The sequence below is a fragment of the Roseovarius sp. YIN77 genome, assembly GCF_057219155.1.
Genome location: NZ_JBXVVI010000024.1, coordinates 1 through 19152, shown reverse-complemented (window position 1 = coordinate 19152; position 19152 = coordinate 1). Strand labels below are relative to the sequence as shown.

Genomic DNA, 19152 nt, shown 5'->3' with positions numbered 1-19152 from the left:
TTACTCAACCACGGTCATGTCGAGCACAGTCTGCGACCGAAACCGTGTGCCACGCACTGGATCGGGCACATTCACCCGGTCCGAATTATAGGCAATGTTCTTGGTCGGCTGGTAGATCGGCACAAAGAGGTGCTGCGACAGGACATACTCGTGATAGGCTTTGAAATTCGCAATTCGCTCATCCGAGTTCTTGCTGTCTTCCATCGCTACATCGTTCAGGCGCTGGCCTTCCGCGTCCTCCCACATGGAGATGTTCGGATAGCCCAACCGCTTGCCGGAAAAGAACCAGTCCAGAATATCGGAATTGTTCCAATCATATCCCCGTACGGCAAGCTGATGTCGGTTGTTTTTGTATTCGTCGCGGATAGTAGAGCTGTCAAAAACGGTAATTACGGCTTCCATGCCAATCTCAGCCAGTTGCGCCTGAATCACCTGCGTAAGCGAGGTGAATTCGGTGCCGTTCTGGGTGAAGAGTTTGACCGACAATGGTTTGCCATCCTTAGCGCGAACGTTGCCGTCGCCCATAATCCAACCTGCGTCCTCCAACAGGGCATTTGCCTTGTCGACGTCATAGGTAACGTTCAGCATAGGATCGACTTGCGCTTCGGGAAGCGAAGCGATCAGGAAATTATGCGCAGGCGCACCAACACCGTTATAGATCGACGCCACGATCGCTTGTTGATTGACAGCCAGACCGGTGGCTTCGCGAACTTTGATGTCGTCAAACGGGGCTGATGTCACATTGATCGGCATATAGTTGATGCCAGTGCCGGGCATCTGGATGATCGCGACATTGCTTTCGGCCTTCAGGATTTCCAGAAAATCCGTAGGAACGCCCAAAAGTAGATCAATCCCTCCGGTCTTCAGTTCCAGAAACGCTGTAGACTGATCGGGGACCTCTCGGAATGTGATCTGTCCGACGTGTGCCGCACCTTGGTTATCCGATAACTCAGACGCCCAGGCATATTCTTCATTACGCACCAAAACGGTTTCCAGCCCGATCGCGAAACTATCCAGTTTGAACGGGCCCGTGCCCACCGCACCTGAGACACCAAATTCGTCCCCCATTTCTTCGTAGGCAGCAGCCCCCGGTACGCCCATAAAGGTGGACGACAGGTTATAAAGTAGGTTCGGCTCAGGCCGTGACATGATCAGCTTGACGGTCAGGTCATCGACGACTTCGACTGATGCAACCGCAGCAACAAGATAGGCGTTTTCGGTGTCAGCGAAATCAGGGATCCAGTCTGCCACGGATTGCGCGTTGAAAGGAGTTCCATCGTGAAACGTTACACCATCTTTGAGATGGAAAACCCATGACATGCCGTCGGGGGCTTCTTCCCAGGACGTGGCCAAATGTGGGTGATAGGATTGGTCGGCATTCTGTTCGACCAGCCTGTCATAAATGAGTGATGCCGCAGAGTTGAGGTTGCTCGATGTGACGGGATTGTAGGAAGTAGCCCCCAATTCATCCGCCGCAAAGGCAATCGTTACATCCTGAGCCAGCACGGCAGAGGAAAGGAACCCGGCCGCAAGCAGCGCCGTTCCTGACAAAAGCTTCGTCTTGGTCGCATAGTGCATTGGGTTCGTCCTTTTTGTGATGAAAGAGAAATGTTTTAGGCCATGCTTTTCCAATTTTCGGGTTTGGTTTTGCCCAGGCTTTTGGGCATTGCCCACGTAACCGGCAACAATGCCGAAAAGTTCGGCTATCTTGCCCAATCGAACCGTTATCTCAGGGCCAAGCTCCATGAACACGCCCTTCTCCGGCAGATTGAAACATTGGTTTTTGGCGACCATATTCATGGTCGCCGAACCGAGTTTCCGCCATCGATGATCTGGTTGATCAGACTGGCAACCGCCTGGTGCGTCGCCAATTCGGCTTCCGTACCGACCGCATTGTCATGGGTTGTTGCAGCATCGCGAAGAACCCCGATAATCTCCTGTTCAGGTAGAAGTTTGTGATCGCCCAAGGCCAGAAGAAGCGCCTCGCAGATAGAGAGAGCCGCTATTCCTGAGTAATCTGTCAGATTGGGCATCAAATGCCTTCCTTCCTGCGGAAAAGGGGTAAAGAATCGGTGGAATATTGATGAACTTCGCCATCCTTGCAGAAATTGCGGTATGCTGGACTGATCGAAAGCAGTCCCCAAGTCGATTTCATTGTGAGTTGACGAAGATTCCGGAAAATCTCTTGAGCGCCATCCTAAACAGCCCCCTCGCCCGAAAGCTCTCTGCCTTTATTGCCTTATCCGAGAACGAGCTTGCAGTGTTGGCTCGTCTGCACCAGCGCCGAAAATCTTTTGTCTCTGGGCGTGATCTCGTACATCAAGGGCAATCGAAGCAAGCGGCGTATATACTGGCTGCGGGCTGGGCGTGTTCCTATAAAACCCAGCCTGACGGGTCACGCCAGATCGTCGATTTTCAGATACCAGGGGATTTCCTGGGATTGCGCAGCGTGCTGCTGCATGTTTCGGATCACAGTATTGAACCAATTGCGGATATCCAGGCCGCCGAAGTCCTTGCTGACGACCTTCTGGGGGCATTTGCGCAAACGCCGCGGCTCGCAACCGCGATCCTCTGGGCGGCGTCACGGGATGAGGCAATGGTGGTAGAACACTTGGTCGGACTTGGACGGCGCGATCCAGACGAACGTATGGCGCACTTCTTACTGGAGCTCGGGACCAGATTGACGCTTGTCGGAATGGGGAGCAAAGCAGGCTATGACTGTCCGCTGACTCAATATCATCTCGCTGATGCCTTGGGTCTGAGCGCGGTACATGTCAATCGCGTTCTTCGACGATTGCGCGAGAATGGGCTGGTCACCTTTCGGGACGGTCGCGTGACGTTCGACAGCTATGATCGTCTGTTAACACTGGCAGGGTTCGATCCGGCGTATCTGGATCAGACCGGACCGCTATTGAAGTGAGAAAACTGACCCCCGCCAATCCTCTGTCGAAGCGTCGACCAAAAAATTGGCATTGAGTTACACATGCTCTTGCTTCAGCGCGTCCAATATCTTGTGCGCTTCAGTCTCATTATCTTCCGGAGGCACCATTTCGGTAATGCTGTACACTCATTTTTGGATGATCGCTTCACACATCATACCGTCATTTGTTGACCATGTAGCGTTGGTCAGTTTGAGCTGATACTGTTGAAAAACTCCATTTTTGCGCAATTTCTAGTCCAAAATTGTCCGCACAGAACGGGTGGGGTTTTCCAGCCGAGGGATCGGCCAAATCCTGGCTCTGGCCGCCAGAGAGCGTCTCAACAATCGTCATTGGTAGTGATGGAGGACTTTTGCGAATGACCGCCCGTTTGCAGTAAATTTAGGCTTCCCGGAATTCCGAGTTTTTCAACATGGAGTAATCTCGATCTGCCTCTGCGCAACGCCGGTACAGTAGACCGGCAAAAAGCAGAGAGGCATTGAGAAATGGAATATTATGCTGGTCTGGATGTCTCGATGGAAGAGACGCACATTTGCGTCCTTGATCGTCAAGGTACACTGATACGCGAAGGTAAGACGCGCTCATCGCCTGTTGCAATTGCCGATTTTCTCGCAGCTGTTCCGCCTTGTGAACAGGTCGTCTTCGAGACGGGTCGAATGGCACCGATGCTCTACCACGGGCTTGTCGAACATGGTGTGCGGGTTGTGTGCATTGAAAGCAGGCAAGCCTATCAGGCGTTGAAGTCGTTGGCGGGGCACAAGACGGATCGCAACGATGCCCGTGGTTTGGCACATCTCGCACGTACGGGATTCTACAAACCGACACATGTCAAATCTTTGTCGGCCCATGCGATCCGTTCCCTGATCGCAGCCCGCAAGAAGTTGGTCGGACAGCGCGTCACCATAGACAATCAGATCCGGGGTCTGGTGGTCGTGTTCGGTGTAAGACTGCCCAGAGCCCTATCTCCGGCATTTAAAGATGCAGCGCTACAAGTCAGCAATGGTGTACCAGGTCTGCATGCCGCTCTATCCGGGCTCTTCGCGGCGCGCGACGCAATTCTCAAGGCGGTTGCGGCGATCGACGTCGACATGAAAAGGATGGCTCGCAAATCCACGGTCTGCACACGCCTTATGACGGTTCCCGGCGTCGGGCCGATAACGGCCCTGGCTTTCGCGGCCGCCATTGACGATCCGTCGCGCTTCAGGAGGTCGCGCGATGTCGGCGCCTATCTCGGGCTCGTTCCGCGACGATGTCAATCCGGTGAAATTGATTATACGGGCAGCATCTCGAAGCGGGGCGATGTCAGAGTTCGCACGCTTCTTTACGAGGCCGCAAATGTGGTGCTGACAAGATGCTCAGCACCCCTCAATCTCAAAGACTGGGCCATGGCAATCGGGGCGCGTTCAACAATGAGAAAAGCCAGAGTCGCGCTGGCCCGGCGCCTCGCCATTATCATGCACGCAATGATGCGCGACGAGACCGAATTCCAGACCACCTAGCGGTGGAGGCAAAGGAAAACTCGAGGACACCCAAATCAGAGCTCCCATCCGGGATGTCAGAGGGAGAGCGTGAGACACGGCGACGATTCTGTAGCAAAGAGCAACTCCAATTGGCTCGATTGCGGTTTCAACCTTGCCGACACACACCCAGCCAACCCCATCATGAACCAATGAGTTCGAAGAGAACAAAGGCAACCTCAGACGCAATACGAGAAGGAAGTTCAGAAAACGCGCATTGACAGATTAGAGAACATAAACGGCTCGATCCGGCCATTAGTTGCGATTGAATCTAATATCTGCTTCGCCCATCACATTTTACCATCAGCAACCAACCCACAGATATTTCACGGGCACTCTGCTTCTCATTTTACAAAAATATTCAATGAATTCAGCGTAATCCTTAGGATTGCAAATCCGTGTACACCGGTTCGATTCCGGTGCTCTCCTCCAATAAAATCAATGAGTTACGTGATTTTTGCGTAGTGTTTGATTGTAAAATGGTACCCACATTACACTTCTGGCACCGTTTGAAATATTCTTATTCTCTTCAAATTTGCCTGAAACTGCAAAGATACCTGCCGGAAATTGACGTGGCAGGACAAACACCGTGCGCAGCTTAAGGCGTCTCGCCGCTCAACAGATCGGTAATAGCGATCAATGGTTCTGAATAATCAATCCCAGTCGATCCCGCATTCGTGTGGGGCAGGGCTGGGGTCTTTACCTATATCCGTCATCACCCAAGCACACCCATGCGGTCGCTTGATCGCCCAGGGCGCACCAGCGTTCGAAGCTGCAACGCCTATGTTGTCCCAACTGCTCAAAGCCGAGATCGCCGAGCGGGAGGTGCGCTCAATTGCCTATCACTCGAAAGTGGCACGCTTCCCGTCGTATGAAGATCTCGCAGGCTTCGACTTCAAATCCAGCGACATCAACGAAGCCACGGTCAGGCAGTTGCACCGCGGCGAGTTCGTGGAGAACGTAGAAAACGTTGTGCTGATCGGTGGCCCGGGAACGGGCAAGAGCCACATCGCAACCGCCATCGGCGTGCAGGCTATCGAACACCACAGATGCAAGGTGCGATTCTACTCGACTGTGGAATTGGTCAACGCCCTGGAGCAAGAAAAAGCCCTCGGAAAGGCTGGCAAATTGGCTGAGATGTTCACCAAAGTCGACTTGGTCATCCTTGATGAACTCGGCTGTCCTCGGCGTATTTGTGAGACATGATCATGCCTTCTAGGTCACCGGCGTCCTCCAGCCTCTGAATTTCCTCGGCATCACCGATCCAACCGAGCAGATCACTGATGACATCAAGCTGATCTGGCTTGCAGTTGTCTAGATGAGCATACAAATCTGCAGAGATATTGTGCTGACGACGTTTCGCATCAGCCAGATCACTAGTTCCGGTGGAGCGTTTGAGCTGTTTCCTACCATTGAAATGCCGCCGCAAATCTGCGGGTATGGTCAGAAGGACGTAGTATTTACCTTTGTTGAAGGCCAACGTCGTAGCTGGATAATCAGACACTCGTATCCTCCATGGTATCCTCCGTGAGATACTCCAAGTGTCTAATATATTGAGAAAAAACACAATAGGTGTGGGTGGCGGAGACGAAGGCTGCCGAATATATATATTAATATTCTGAATTATATGATTAATTACGTTAAGTTGATATAATATACCACATTAAGTACCACACTGTGTGTTGGTTTTAGTCCGCTTCTTTGGCTTCAACACGGTGAGCTGTCATTGATAAAATTTGCAGCGAATGTCGGGTTGGAGCCCTCTTCAACCAATTGTGTAACCTGGGCAAATGTCCACTTTCCTCGGCAAAGTGTCGCGTCTGATGTGTTCTCGTAAAAGTTTTTCGCTAAATAATTATATGCTATATAATTATTGCATCACGGAGAATTACATGCCTACCGGACATATCATGATGGCAATGAGCCTAGATGGCTTCGTTGCCAGAAAAGATCACACACTCGATTGGTTGAACAAACAGCCTACAGACAATGAAGACCACGGCTTCAATGAATTTATGGACAGCGTTGATATTCTTGTCATGGGCTCCGGGTCGCTGAAAACTGTCCTAGGATTTGGCGAATGGCCGTATTCGATGCCGGTCGTTGTCCTCAGTCGTTCAATGACAAGTCGGGACCTGCCTGAACATCTGGAGGGTAAAGTTGAATTCACAACAGAAAGCCCTCAGGAGTTGTGGGAGACCTTTCGCCAACGCGGTCACAAACGTGTATATGTCGATGGGGGCGCGATCATTCGTTCATTTCTCAAGATCGGGTTGGTGCAAGACATGAAGATCGCCATTGTTCCCATTTTGCTCGGTGATGGTATCCGCATATTTGGAGAAACCGACGGTGACGTTGATCTTGAGTTGATCTCGTCCACGTCATTTCCGTCCGGTCTTGTTGATCTGGTGTACAGAGTGAAAGGCGCATGACAAGGTCGTCAGCGGTCGGACGGCCACTAAAATCAACCCAGCGTTTGTCAAAACAGCTTGTATTGCAAACCGCGCTACCCATTGTGCAAAAGCATGGAGCGGCAGCACTCTCGTTTCGGCTACTGGCTGAAAAGCTGAATGTGACGCCGATGGCCGTGGCCTACCATTCCGGTAGCAAGCATGAACTGCTGGCAGATCTGGTTCGTGTAGCCTTTGAGAACTCACTGCAGGGTGTATCGGGGGAGAGCCCGGAAACCATGGCCCGCAACATATTGAGCGCGTACTTCCAGCGAGCCTTGCTGAATGCTAACTTGTTGCGGGCGGTTCTTGAAGATGTTTCTCTCATGAGCGAAGGTCTCATTGAGATCACAAACGAACTGCAGGCTTGCACGCAGAAACTCAACGACGGTGACAAGGAAAATGTGCTACTGCACCTTCTCATCGACTACACGCACGGCTTTGTTCTCTCTGCGTCATGCGGAGAGAATAATTCTTTAACAATCGAGGGCTTTTTGCGCGGCGTTGACTGGGTTTTCGCGAAGGCGAATGGCTGAGCATCTTAAAAAAGATGAAGTTTCCGCATTGGAAGAAATTCTCGCCCGCAAAGATAGCTAACGCTCGAACAAGCCTTGTAAACTGCAACATGTTCGCTTTGCTGCCTCTGGCATTAAATGCAGAGAAGGTCTCCTCCGAGCCCAAAATGTCAAATGCTGCAGCGCGCACGAATGGGCGTGATGAGCACAGAGCGGACATCCTCGTGTGTGATGACTCCTCCTGCCATCTGTTAGAAACAGTCGCGTATTCATCTGCGATTGCCACATAGGGATTTACATCTGAGAAGTTTTGGTTGGAAAGAAGGTCACTCAATTTTAGCCTGACTTCAACTCTCCACCTGTAAGCATTTGTACATGATCCAAAATTCTTTTCAGTTCTTTTGTGCATAGGGCTGTCGATACAACTTGAGTGTCCAATCCGGCGAACCGTCGGCTCAAACACCGTTGCCCGCTGACGGGCGTGCGGTCGCAAATCAGAGCATTCAGGGAGAACGAACATGACTCTTATCAAAGGCGGCTTGCTTGATCGCCGCGGATTCTTGAAAACCACGGCGGCGACGGTTGCTGCCGCGTCGTTGCCGTTTGGTGTGGCCCGCGCCGCGCCCAAACGAGGTGGTCATTTGCGGGTTGGCCTTGGGCATGGCCAGACAACCGACACACTGAACCCCGGCCTGTATGATTCAGGCTTTATGATTGCGTGGACACATGCTGTGCATGGCCGTCTGACCCAGGTCGGTCCTGACGGTTCACTTACGCCAGAACTGGCGGAAAGCTGGGAAGCATCAGAGGACGCCGCAGAATGGCGTTTCAAGATCCGCAAGGGCGTTCAGTTCCACGATGGGCAAGAGCTTACCGTTCAGGACGTTGTCAATTCGATCAACTTCCACCGTGGCGAAAACTCGACCTCGGCGGCAGCGCCGCTCGTCGAGCCGGTGCGGGATATCACTACCGAGGGCGACGACACCGTTGTCTTCAAACTGAGCGGTGGCAATGCCGACTTCCCATTCCTTCTCACTGATTACCACCTGCCGATCTGCAAAGCAGATGGCGACTCGATCGACTGGCAGTCGGGAAATGGCTGCGGCTCGTATAAGAGTGCCTCCATCGACTTAGGCGTTTCGGCCAAGTTGGAGCGGCATGAAAACCATTGGCGCGATGACGTGGCTTTCTTCGATTCCGTCGAATTTCTGGCGCTGGTCGATCTGAACGCCCGGACCACGGCGCTTGTTTCAGGCGATGTAGATGTGATTGACCGGGTAGATTTGAAAACTGCCGGGCTTTTGGGGCGCAAGCCGGGTGTCAATGTCCACTCAATTTCGGGCAAGGCGCATTACTCGATCCCGATGGATGTACGCCGGGCGCCCTATGACGACAAGAATGTCCGTCAAGCTCTGAAATACGGCGTCAACCGCCAGGAGATGGTGGACAAGATCCTGTTCGGCTTCGGCTCCATTGGCAACGATCATCCGGTCGGTGCTGGCGAACAGTACTTCAACTCTGAACTGGAGCAGAAACAGTACGATCCAGATAAGGCCAAGTGGTATTTGCAGCAGTCCGGCATAGACAATTTGCAGGTGAATTTGTCGGCTGCGGACGCGGCCTTTGGCGGTGCGGTGGACGCTGCTGTGCTTTTCCAGGCCTCGGCCAAGGCGGCTAGTATCGATATCAACGTGATCCGTGAACCCAATGACGGCTATTGGTCTGATGTCTGGATGAAAAAGGAGTTTACTTTCTCATACTGGGCCGGCCGTCCGGTTCCGGACCAAATGTTCTCGACGGCCTATCAGTGCGGCGCGTCCTGGAACGAGAGCTTCTGGTGCAATGAGCGGTTTGACGACCTCTTGATCAAGGCGCGTGCCGAACTCGACAATGCCAAGCGCCGCGAAATGTATTGGGAAATGCAGGAAATCTGCGCGACCGATGGTGGCGCGATCATTCCAATGTTCAACGACTGGGTTTTTGCAGTCAACGACAAGTTGGGGCTGCCCGAAATCATGGGCTCTGACTGGGATCTCGACGGCAACCGCTTCATGGAGCGCTGGTGGTTCGCCTGACCTCTTGAAAACCGGGGTGTCGGTGAACACGGCACCCCAAGCACAATTCGAAATGCTTTACGGTCAGGCCCGGAAGAACCGCATGGTTGGGTCGGCCTCGATCTGTTCGAACAGCCAGTCAACAAACGTGTCGAGCTTCGGGTTGGGTGCACGTTCTTTTTGCATCGCCAGATACCAGCGGCCTGGCTCGGGCACCGAAATGTCGAACGGTCTGACCAGCCGCCCCCGTTCAAGATCACGCGCGCAAAACGGTGCCCTTGCGACGCTGATACCGTGATTGTTCAGAACAGCCTCTCGGACAAGCGGGTAATTGTCGAAGATCGAGCCAAATTTCATAGTGCCGCGGTTCAAGCCCGCCGCATCCAACCAACAGTCCCAGTCATCCGGCTCATTCCATGTGCTTGGGATACTCAGCAATAGGTAATTTCCTAGCTCTTCCAGCGGCATTCCACCGCTTGCGGTTTTCAAGGCCTCCGGAGCACATACCGGGTAGATATCGGTTTCGAACAAGGGGCTATAGTCAAATCTCTTATCAAATGGTGGCGCGTTGAACACGCCAACATCGAACCGGTGCACATCATAATCACCGTCTTCAAAGGTAGAAACTATGCGCACGCGCGTGTTTGGATTGTCCTGGAGAAAGTCAGCCAGTCTGGGCTGGAGCCACATTGTGTTGAAACTTGCGTAGGACTGAACGAGCAACACGTCCGGTTCCTCAGGTGCCTGGATGCGCCGCGTGGCTTTGATAATGCCCTGAATGTGTTCGCGGACTGGCGGGTAATATTGCTCGCCAGCCGGTGTCAGTTCGACCGAACGGCTTGTGCGTTCCAACAGCTTTACGCCGATTGTTGTTTCTAACGCTTTGACCTGGTGGCTGACTGCCGCATGGGTCACACAAATCTCTTCAGCGGCTTTTCGGAAACTCTTGTGACGCGCCACCGCCTCAAAAGCGCGCAGTGAAACCAGCGTGGGCATGTGAGTGGTCATTACTGCATCTCCTTGATGAAACCAACTCTGCTTGCCCTCAAGCAGAGTTATCCGACGACGGGCGCGAATGCAGCAGGGTTTTGATACTCTTTTTCATAGCCTGTCAGGGGGTAAAACGCAATTAGCGGTGCGATTTGATCGGTTAGAATTTCTTGATGAAAAGAAATTTCTTTCAATTCTTCAACCGGGTGAGAAATGCCAGATTAGCAGGAAAAGAAGCTCAAGGATTCCACCTTCATGCCACCACTTTCACCTTCGCCAAATGCATATGGCTATCCGTTGCTGATTAAACACTTGCTGGCCGGATCCCAGCTCGCGTCAGCCAGCCAAGAGATCGTCAGCGGCACCGAAATGCGGCTGAGCTACGCGGACTTGGGCAAACGCGTGCGCCAGCTTGCAAATACTCTACAGGCCAGCGGGATACGTGAGGGCATGCGCGTCGGTGTCATGGATTGGGATACGCATCGTTATCTTGAGTGTTTTTTCGCGGTTCCGATGATGGGCGCGACCCTTTTCACGATCAACGTACGTTTGTCTCCTGCGCAGGTTCTTTATACGATCAACCACGGCAAGTCGGACCTGATCATCGTGCATCAAGATTTCATGCCACTCATTGACGATATCAAATCGAGCTTTGAACGCGACATCATCATCGTACCGATTGGAGATGGTGAAGGATATGAAGAGTGGATAGGCGAAGCCCCAGGCAGCTTTGACTTCCCGGACTTCGATGAAAACCAAACCGCAACCCTGTTTTATACGACCGGGACAACCGGCAATCCCAAAGGGGTAAGCTATTCACATCGGCAGTTGGTCCTTCACACGTTGGGCTTGATCGCTGGTTTCGGCGCGTGGCCGGGGAATTCCGGGTTTCATCGCGGCGACGTTTACATGCCGCTTACGCCCTTGTTTCACGTCCACGGCTGGGGATTTCCATATGCCGCGACGATGCTGGGACTGCGTCAGGTCTATCCCGGTCGATATGACCCTGACACAATCTTGCGATTGATTGCAGACGAAGGCGTCACCTTTTCCCATTGCGTGCCCACGGTTCTTTCAATGGTGCTCGACCATCCCAACTGCCCGCAAACTGACTTGCACAGATGGAAAGTTATCATTGGCGGGGCCGCTTTGCCGCGCAGTCTGCAAGACCGCGCCGCGGCGGCAGGTATATCCTTGCATGCGGCCTATGGCATGTCCGAAACCTGTCCATTTCTGACAGTGGCAGATTTGTCCAGCGATGATCCAGAGGTACAGGCGCAAACCGGCTTTTCCGGCCCACTTGTCGACCTTCGTGTTGTGACGCCGGATATGAAAGACGTCCCGCACGACGGTGAAACAACCGGTGAAGTTGTAGCGCGGGCTCCCTGGTTGACACAAGGCTATCTGGATAATGCGCAAGCCTCGGATGAGCTTTGGGACGGTGGGTATCTTCATACCGGGGATGTTGGGTATGTCCGCGAGAATGGGTCGTTGCAGATCACGGATCGCCTCAAGGACGTGATCAAGACCGGCGGCGAATGGATATCCTCACTTGCACTGGAAAACATAGCATCGTCTTGCAGCGGCGTTGAGGACATCGCCGCGATCGGGCTGCCACACGCGAAGTGGGGCGAAAGGCCAGTGTTGGTCGCTCAAGCCGCAAAAGATGCCGATCCGGATCTTGTGCGCCTAAGCGTCATGGCGGAAATTCAGTCGCGCGTTGACGCAGGTGAACTTTCGAAGTGGGCAGTTCCTGACGAAATACTCTTTGTCACCAGCCTTCCCAAAACCAGCGTCGGCAAGCTCGACAAGAAACTCGTGCGGCAAGACATTTCAACTCGTGCGGTAATAAAATCATGACAGACAAGCAACGCCGTATTCAGGCGCTTATTCAATCCATTTTCACCTATCTGCAGGCTCACAGAGCTGTCACGCGCGGCGTTGATCTGACGTTGGGCAAGCTGGCAGCCATGGACCTGAAGGGTGAGAGGCTCATTGACTTACCTCCCCAAGGAACCCGGCACGATGAGGTTCTGAAGAACGCCATCGACGGAGTTGTCGCCCCCGAATTGCAGGATATCGCACGTTGTCTGAAAGCCGCGAAGGATGATCTGGTGTGGCGCGAAGACAACGCCCAATTCTATCCCCCTGGTGCCGATTTGGGAGAGGGATACACAAAGTGCAACCTGCATACCCTGCTCATCGGACCCGATGCGTGTGGACATCACCATCCCGACTTCAACCTTGGCATTTTCATGCTGGGCCCAAGGACGCTGTATCGCGACCACAACCACGACGCGCCAGAGCTGTACCTGAACCTGTCCGAGAGATCTGGTTGGCGGTTTGGCACCCGCGATTGGCAGGACTATCCGGCTGGATCACTTATCTGGAACGCGGCGGGCGAGCCCCACGCCACCCGGGTCTATAACCAGCCATTCATCTCCGTCTTTGCCTGGCTCGAGAACGTGAATTCACCCTGCAATGTAATCCATTTCGACGACTGGGCAGAGATCGAACAAGATCTTGCCAAACAGCCTAATTGAGGTTTCCGAACATGATTTCCATTAAACACACCGAGGGTGTCGCTTTCATTGAGCTGAATGCCCCACCGGTGAACGCCCTTGGCCTGAAGATGCGGCAGGCGCTTTCCTCGGCCATCCACGAGTTGGACGCCGATGAACAGGTCAAAGCTATCGTTCTATGCTCGGCTCTGCCGCTCTTTTGCGGCGGCGCTGACATCGTCGAGTTCCGTACCGGGGCAGTTTGGGACAAGCCGGACCTGCCAGACCTGTGTGTAACGATTGAAACCAGCAAAAAACCCATTATCGCCGCGATTGCAGGTCCCGCTATGGGTGGTGCGCTGGAGATTGCGCTTGCCTGTGATTACCGTGTCGCCACGGCGGATGCATTGATGGGGCTGCCCGAAATCAAGCTGGGGCTGCTGCCAGGCGCCGGGGGCACCCAAAGGCTGCCACGGATTGCCGGGCTGGAAGCGGCAACGCAAATGATCCTTTCGGGTGATCCCGTGAAAGGCGAATATGCCCTGTCTTGCGGGCTGGTCGACGCGTTGTTTGAGAACGACCGAGAATTTTGCGCGCATGTTTTGGGTTTCGCCACCCGTGTCAGCCAAGAGGGCGCTCCGAAACGTAGTTGCGTGGATATGACCGTCACACACCCTGATCCGAAGGGATATCTGACGGGTTTCCGAGACCAGATAGCGCACAGGTCCAAAAACCTTGTCGCCCCTGAACGATGTTTGGTGTCCATCGAGGCCGCGTGCGAACTGCCGCTGGCCGAGGGGTTGGCACAAGAGAAGGCAGGTTTCGCCGAACTGCTCGACACACCTCAATCGCGCGCCGGCCGACACCTGTTCTTTGCGGAGCGTGAATGCAACAAGGTTCCGGGCGTTACCCGTGCGGACCGACCACGTGACATTGCATCGGTCGCCGTGATCGGTGCCGGAACAATGGGGCGCGGCATTGCTATCGCCTTTCTGCAGGCGGGGTATCCGGTCACGCTTCTTGAAACTACGCAAGGTGCGCTCGAACTGGGACTGGAAAAGGTCCGGGAGCATTTCCAGCGCGCGACCCAAAAAGGGCGGCTCAGTGCCGATCGGGCAGAGGCAATCGCCGCCAACGCCACCGGGACGCTCAGCTACGCCGACCTTGCAGAGGCCGACCTGATCATCGAAGCGGCGTTTGAAAGCATGAATGTCAAACACCAGATTTTTGAAGCCCTGGACCGACACGCAAAACTTGGCGCGATACTGGCCTCAAACACATCGACATTGGATCTTGACGAAATCGCCGCAGTCACGTCACGCCCGGAGGATGTGATTGGTCTCCATTTCTTCAGCCCGGCGAACGTCATGCGCTTGCTAGAGGTGGTGCGGGGCGCCAAGACCGCTCCCGATGTCATTGCAACGGCAATCACGGTCGCAAAGAAGATCCGAAAGCTCCCTGTCACGGTTGGCGTGTGCTACGGCTTTGTTGGAAACCGGATGCTGGAACCATACTTCCGCGAAGGATCCCGTCTGCTTCTAGAGGGGGCGACGCCGAAACAGGTGGATGACGTCCTTGAAGGCTTCGGCATGGCCATGGGCATTCATGCGATGGCAGATCTGGCCGGAGTCGATGTGGGCGCACGCGTGCGTCAGGAACGGCGTAGTGAAATCGCGCATGACCCGACATACCAGGCTGTGCAGGACAGGTTGTTTGAACTAGGCCGACTGGGTCAGAAAACCGGGCGAGGAAGCTATGTCTACGAGGGGCGGACACGGGTCGAAGACCCAGAGATTGTTCAAATCAGTGCCCATTTGGCGGACTTGCATGGCGTGAAGCGCAGGGACATCGACGATCAGGAAATCCTTGAGCGGTGTCTGTTTCCCCTGATCAACGAGGGCTTCTTGATCCTTGAAGAGGAAATTGCAACGCGCCCGGGTGATTGCGACCTGATTTGGGTCAATGGCTATGGCTTCCCAAACTGGCGCGGCGGCCCAATGCACTATGCTGACGAGATTGGATTAAGTCAGATTTTGGAACGCATGACCCACTATCGGCAGTCGCTAGGTGCCTATGGTGAGATGTGGTTCACGCCTGCGCCTTTGTTGGAAGAACTCGCAACCTCGGACGTGACGCTTACCGCGCACTTTGATGCCAAAAAGGAAAAATCATGAGAGAAGCCGTTATTGTCTCAACCGCACGAACCCCGATTGGGGTGGCCTTCAAGGGTGCGCTGAACAACATCAAATCCCCTACCATGATGGGGCACGCCATTCAGCATAGCGTGAAACGTGCAGGCGTAGACCCCGGTTCGATCGAAGATGTCGTCATCGGATCGGTCCTTACGGCGGGGACAGCAGGCATGAATGTCGCTCGTTTGTCGGCGCTGGCGGCGGGCCTTCCCAATACGGTGGCAGGGCAGACGATCGACAGGCAATGTTCCTCCGGGTTGATGGCCATTGCGACGGCTGCAAAGCAGGTCATTGTAGATGGTCAGAACGTCGCCGTGGCTGGCGGGCAGGAGAATATTTCCGCCCTGCAGAATGCCTATCTGAGATGGGCGGGCGATGAGAAAGATCCAAACGTTATCGTCCAATCTGAACATGCCTATATGCCGATGCTGATGACGGCGGAAAATGTGGCGTGGACCTATGGGATCAGTCGTGACGCCCAGGATGAATACGCTGCACTTTCCCAAGGTCGGACGGCCCGGGCTCAGGCCACTGGCGCCTTTGATGACGAGATCGTTCCGATCACTGCGATCAAACGGGTAAAAAACCGCGAAACCGGAGAGGAAACCCTGGAAGAAGTGACCTTGTCAAAAGACGAAGGCAACCGGCCGGGCACGACGGCTGAAACACTTGGGGCATTGAACCCGGTTGTCGAAGGAGGCGTGATCACTGCCGGAAACGCAAGCCAGCTCTCAGATGGCGCTTCGGCCTGTGTGCTCATGGAAGGTAAAATGGCTGAGCAGCAGGGCCTCACACCGCTAGGTATCTATCGCGGTATGGCAGTTGCAGGAAACGCACCGGAAGAGATGGGGGTCGGCCCGATCTATGCCATTCCAAAGCTGCTGAAGACTGCAGGTCTTCGCGTGAGCGACATTGGCCTTTGGGAGCTTAACGAAGCCTTCGCCTGCCAGGTTCTGTATTGCCGCGACCACCTTGGCATCGATCCCGAAATCTACAATGTGAACGGCGGTGCCATCTCGATCGGCCATCCCTATGGCATGACAGGTGCGCGACAAGTCGGGCACGCTCTGCTTGAGGGGAGACGTCGTGGCGTAAAATACGTGGTGACCTCCATGTGTGTTGGCGGAGGCATGGGGGCCGCAGCGTTGTTTGAAGTCGCCTGACCCCACTGAAACGGGTTCAAGCAGAGCGTTATTTGGTTGAGACATTGACCTGTAATCAGTGAAGGTCACCATCTGCATGTGCCGTGTTTCCTATCACCCGGAATTGGTGATACCTCCTGAGGTGTTATGACCAATGTCACGCCAACGATCCTTTCCACGGTTTCCAGCCAGTTTGTCGATGACTGGCTGGCAGCGCTGCGTGCCCTGTGCCCAGAGGCGCAGATGGCGTCGCTGCTTAGCCGGTCCGGTCTGAACGCTGATACGCGCTCGCCGACTGGTCGCGTCACACTGGATCAGATCGTATGTCTCTATCAACTTGCCGCTGTTGAGACCGGCGATGAAATGATGGGGCTTTGGAGCAGGCCCGTCCGGCCAAGGGCCCTGCAACATCTTTTGACGACTGTCAGAGAGGCCACATCTCTTTCATCGGCACTCTACCGGTTTTCGACGTTCTGGAACATGTTGCTGGATGATTATCAGTTTGATCTGGAGGACGCCGACAACGCGTTGGTGCTTACCCTGAAACCACAAGGCGAAGTGCCGCTTCAGCGGTTTGGACATATGCTGATCCTCAAACTTGCCCACGGGCTCATGTCTTGGCTGGCAGAGCATGAGGTTCCGGTTAAGGCCGTTGATTTCGCGTTTGATCGCCCGGACTTTGATCAGGATTACGCGATTATCTTTCCCGCACCCTTTCAGTTTGGCCAACCCGCCACTGCGATCTCCTTCTCCCCGAACGCTCTGGGCCCTGTGCAAGCGCGTAGCACATCTGATCTTGACCGGTTTTTGCAAAACGCGCCCCGGGACTGGATCTTCACCTCTTCGCGGGAGCATACCCAATCGCTACGGGTGCGCACATATCTGGGCCAAACGGGATGGGACGCGGCCACCCTGACCCAGACAGCATCCGCGATGCACATAACCCCGCGCACCCTGATCCGCAGGTTGCAAGCGGATGGGACCTCGTTTCAGGCGATCAAGGATGCCCTGCGGCGCGACATCGCTATCCGCGACCTGCAGGCGGGACACAAAAGCGTCGAGGCCATCGCACATGATGTCGGCTTTTCCTCTGCTGCCAATTTTCACCGGGCCTTTCAACGCTGGACCGGCAGCACCCCCAGTTCGTATCGCAGGACGAATATCTGAGACGCGCTTTTTGTCACTTTTGGACAATACCCTGTCACCACACGAGATAGAGCGAAGAAGTTTCTCCTGCTAAATCTTGCGCAATACATGGCGTTCTCACCTGGTTCTCCTCTAGAAGCTTGACCCGCTGCCTGCTCAGCAGGTGCTGAAGTGTGGCGTCATGTGAAAGAGCCGCTCACAAAAGGACCGACCAATGTCAGACAAACTCGCCACCATACTCCAAGCCGCACGCGACCACGCCAAGCAGGTCATCCTGCCCAATGTGGACGCCTGGAACGCCGCAAAGAAGTGGCCCCGTGATGCGTCTGACAAGGCCGGGGCCGCTGGCCTGACGGGGCTCTACGCCCCCGAGGAGTTTGGTGGTCAGGGCTTGCCGCTGGCAGAGGGCATTCAGGTCTATGAACAACTGGGGCTGGGGGACGGCGCTTATGCCTTTGCCCTGTCGATGCATAACATCTGTACCTTCGCGGGCTGCGGCTATGGCACAGATGCCTTCAAGGAAAAATGGGCACGGGATCTGACCTCTGGCCGCAAACTGGCGAACTTTGCACTGACCGAGCCGCAATCGGGATCGGACGCAACAAACATGTACTCGCGAGCCGTGATCAATGACGACGGCACATGGACGATCAGCGGTGCGAAGGCATGGGTCAGTCTGGCGACCGAGGCTGATATCTATTTCACCGTGGTCAAAACCAGTGACACACCCGGCCACAAGGATATGGCGATGATCGCCATTCCCGCCGATACTCCGGGGCTCAGCTTTGGTCCGCTCTACGACACCCCGTCTTACAACTTCCTGCCTCTGGCCGAGATGTACATGGACCAAGTCGTGGTGAGTGAAGACAACATCATCCTGCCCATTGGTCAGGGCCTGCAAGGTTCACTCATGGCGATCGATATCGCCCGCGTTTCGATTGCGTCAGGATGCTGTGGATTGATGCAAGCGGCATTGGATACGGCGCTGTCCTATTCCAAGAACCGCAAGATGTTTGGTGGCAAGAACCTTGATCTGGACGGGATCCAGTGGATGCTGGGCGAGGTGGCCACCGATCTGGAGGCGTCCAAGCTGCTCTATCGCAAGGCAGCAGAGGCGCTCGGCACGCCCGAGGGACCGCTGATGGCCGCCCATGCCAAACGGTTTGTTCCCGATGCAGCGGTTAAGGCTGCGAACACCTGTACGCAAGTGTTGGGCGGTATGGGACTGTTGCAGCCTTATGGTCTGGATCGTTTGTCTCGCCTCGCGCAAATGCTGCGGATCGTGGACGGGACAACCGAAATCAGCCGTGTAGTTATCGGGCGAGCCCTGCAAAAACGAGCGGCGACCTTACCTGATCTGCCAGTACCGAAAGGATTTGGTGAGGCCGGCTAAACATCCCACCCACCGACGAAGCAGAGCCGACCTGAAAATCTCCTCAGAGATCGGTAAAATCGAAACACCGGCCACGCATATGCGGCCGGTTACTCGATATTGCAGACCTTGGTGCAAATGCAGCGAATTCACCCTTTGTCCGCCAAGCAGACCTTGGATCGTCGTGTGACCAATGACTGCTTGGCGGATATTTTGTTGAAAAACTCCTGCTTGATTGATGGGTTGATCGCTGATTCAATTCTCTTATTGATCAGGAGGATTGGCGATGATGGGACCGAGGCAGGAAGCACAGGCAGCGCTGTTTTACGAGTTC

At 54.4% G+C, this 19152-nt stretch carries 16 protein-coding genes and 1 pseudogene; 12 read left to right on the top strand and 5 right to left on the bottom strand.

Annotation, left to right across the window (positions count from 1 at the left end; translation table 11 throughout):
* Both AC2D8P_RS15190 and AC2D8P_RS15185 read right to left on the bottom strand, forming a co-directional pair.
* On the bottom strand, positions 1 to 1578 hold the full coding sequence (locus tag AC2D8P_RS15190) for an ABC transporter substrate-binding protein (RefSeq protein ID WP_484703650.1): 1578 nt from the start codon (positions 1576 to 1578) through the stop codon (positions 1 to 3).
* A 218-nt stretch (positions 1579 to 1796) separates the two neighbouring features.
* On the bottom strand, positions 1797 to 2033 hold the full coding sequence (locus AC2D8P_RS15185; protein ID WP_484703649.1) for a hypothetical protein: 237 nt from the start codon (positions 2031 to 2033) through the stop codon (positions 1797 to 1799).
* Positions 2034 to 2185: 152 nt separating this feature from the next.
* On the opposite strand from AC2D8P_RS15185, the gene AC2D8P_RS15180 reads away from it, so the two are divergent.
* The 3 genes and pseudogenes from AC2D8P_RS15180 to AC2D8P_RS15170 form a co-directional block, all read left to right on the top strand.
* Complete coding sequence (locus tag AC2D8P_RS15180) at positions 2186 to 2920, top strand: Crp/Fnr family transcriptional regulator (protein ID WP_484703665.1); 735 nt, start codon at positions 2186 to 2188, stop codon at positions 2918 to 2920.
* 504 nt (positions 2921 to 3424) lie between these two features.
* Positions 3425 to 4438, top strand: a complete 1014-nt coding sequence (locus AC2D8P_RS15175) for an IS110 family RNA-guided transposase (RefSeq protein WP_484703648.1) — start codon at positions 3425 to 3427, stop codon at positions 4436 to 4438.
* 708 nt (positions 4439 to 5146) lie between these two features.
* Positions 5147 to 5635: pseudogene (locus AC2D8P_RS15170) on the top strand (ATP-binding protein); the annotation flags it as partial.
* Here AC2D8P_RS15170 and AC2D8P_RS15165 read toward each other — a convergent pair.
* Positions 5616 to 5960 (bottom strand): DUF6538 domain-containing protein, encoded by a 345-nt coding sequence (locus AC2D8P_RS15165; protein ID WP_484703647.1) that lies wholly within the window; start codon positions 5958 to 5960, stop codon positions 5616 to 5618. The pseudogene AC2D8P_RS15170 and the gene AC2D8P_RS15165 sit on opposite strands and share 20 nt — an antisense overlap.
* Before the next feature lie 388 nt (positions 5961 to 6348).
* Here AC2D8P_RS15165 and AC2D8P_RS15160 point away from each other — a divergent pair, with 388 nt between their 5' ends.
* From AC2D8P_RS15160 to AC2D8P_RS15150, 3 genes are all read left to right on the top strand, one after another.
* A complete protein-coding gene (locus AC2D8P_RS15160) occupies positions 6349 to 6888 on the top strand; it encodes a dihydrofolate reductase family protein (protein WP_484703646.1) in 540 nt (179 codons plus the stop codon).
* Complete coding sequence (locus AC2D8P_RS15155; RefSeq protein WP_484703645.1) at positions 6885 to 7442, top strand: TetR/AcrR family transcriptional regulator; 558 nt, start codon at positions 6885 to 6887, stop codon at positions 7440 to 7442. The genes AC2D8P_RS15160 and AC2D8P_RS15155 overlap by 4 nt, the downstream gene beginning before the upstream one ends.
* Before the next feature lie 497 nt (positions 7443 to 7939).
* Positions 7940 to 9496: an ABC transporter substrate-binding protein gene (locus tag AC2D8P_RS15150; protein ID WP_484703644.1), complete on the top strand. Its 1557-nt coding sequence runs from the start codon at positions 7940 to 7942 to the stop codon at positions 9494 to 9496.
* Positions 9497 to 9559: 63 nt separating this feature from the next.
* Here AC2D8P_RS15150 and AC2D8P_RS15145 read toward each other — a convergent pair whose 3' ends face one another.
* A complete protein-coding gene (locus AC2D8P_RS15145) occupies positions 9560 to 10483 on the bottom strand; it encodes a LysR substrate-binding domain-containing protein (RefSeq protein ID WP_484703643.1) in 924 nt (307 codons plus the stop codon).
* A gap of 237 nt (positions 10484 to 10720) precedes the next feature.
* Here AC2D8P_RS15145 and AC2D8P_RS15140 point away from each other — a divergent pair, with 237 nt between their 5' ends.
* The 6 genes from AC2D8P_RS15140 (at position 10721) to AC2D8P_RS15115 (ending at position 18839) form a co-directional block, all read left to right on the top strand.
* On the top strand, positions 10721 to 12325 hold the full coding sequence (locus AC2D8P_RS15140) for a fatty acid--CoA ligase (RefSeq protein WP_484703642.1): 1605 nt from the start codon (positions 10721 to 10723) through the stop codon (positions 12323 to 12325).
* Positions 12322 to 13008: a dimethylsulfonioproprionate lyase family protein gene (locus AC2D8P_RS15135; RefSeq protein ID WP_484703641.1), complete on the top strand. Its 687-nt coding sequence runs from the start codon at positions 12322 to 12324 to the stop codon at positions 13006 to 13008. The genes AC2D8P_RS15140 and AC2D8P_RS15135 overlap by 4 nt, the downstream gene beginning before the upstream one ends.
* Before the next feature lie 11 nt (positions 13009 to 13019).
* On the top strand, positions 13020 to 15140 hold the full coding sequence (locus AC2D8P_RS15130; RefSeq protein ID WP_484703640.1) for a 3-hydroxyacyl-CoA dehydrogenase NAD-binding domain-containing protein: 2121 nt from the start codon (positions 13020 to 13022) through the stop codon (positions 15138 to 15140).
* Positions 15137 to 16321: an acetyl-CoA C-acyltransferase gene (locus AC2D8P_RS15125; protein WP_484703639.1), complete on the top strand. Its 1185-nt coding sequence runs from the start codon at positions 15137 to 15139 to the stop codon at positions 16319 to 16321. The genes AC2D8P_RS15130 and AC2D8P_RS15125 overlap by 4 nt, the downstream gene beginning before the upstream one ends.
* Before the next feature lie 126 nt (positions 16322 to 16447).
* Positions 16448 to 17467, top strand: a complete 1020-nt coding sequence (locus tag AC2D8P_RS15120; protein ID WP_484703638.1) for an AraC family transcriptional regulator — start codon at positions 16448 to 16450, stop codon at positions 17465 to 17467.
* 193 nt (positions 17468 to 17660) lie between these two features.
* Positions 17661 to 18839 (top strand): acyl-CoA dehydrogenase family protein, encoded by a 1179-nt coding sequence (locus tag AC2D8P_RS15115; protein WP_484703637.1) that lies wholly within the window; start codon positions 17661 to 17663, stop codon positions 18837 to 18839.
* Positions 18840 to 18967: 128 nt separating this feature from the next.
* Here AC2D8P_RS15115 and AC2D8P_RS15110 read toward each other — a convergent pair.
* Positions 18968 to 19152: hypothetical protein (locus AC2D8P_RS15110; protein ID WP_484703636.1), on the bottom strand; the 185-nt coding region annotated here is incomplete at its 5' end.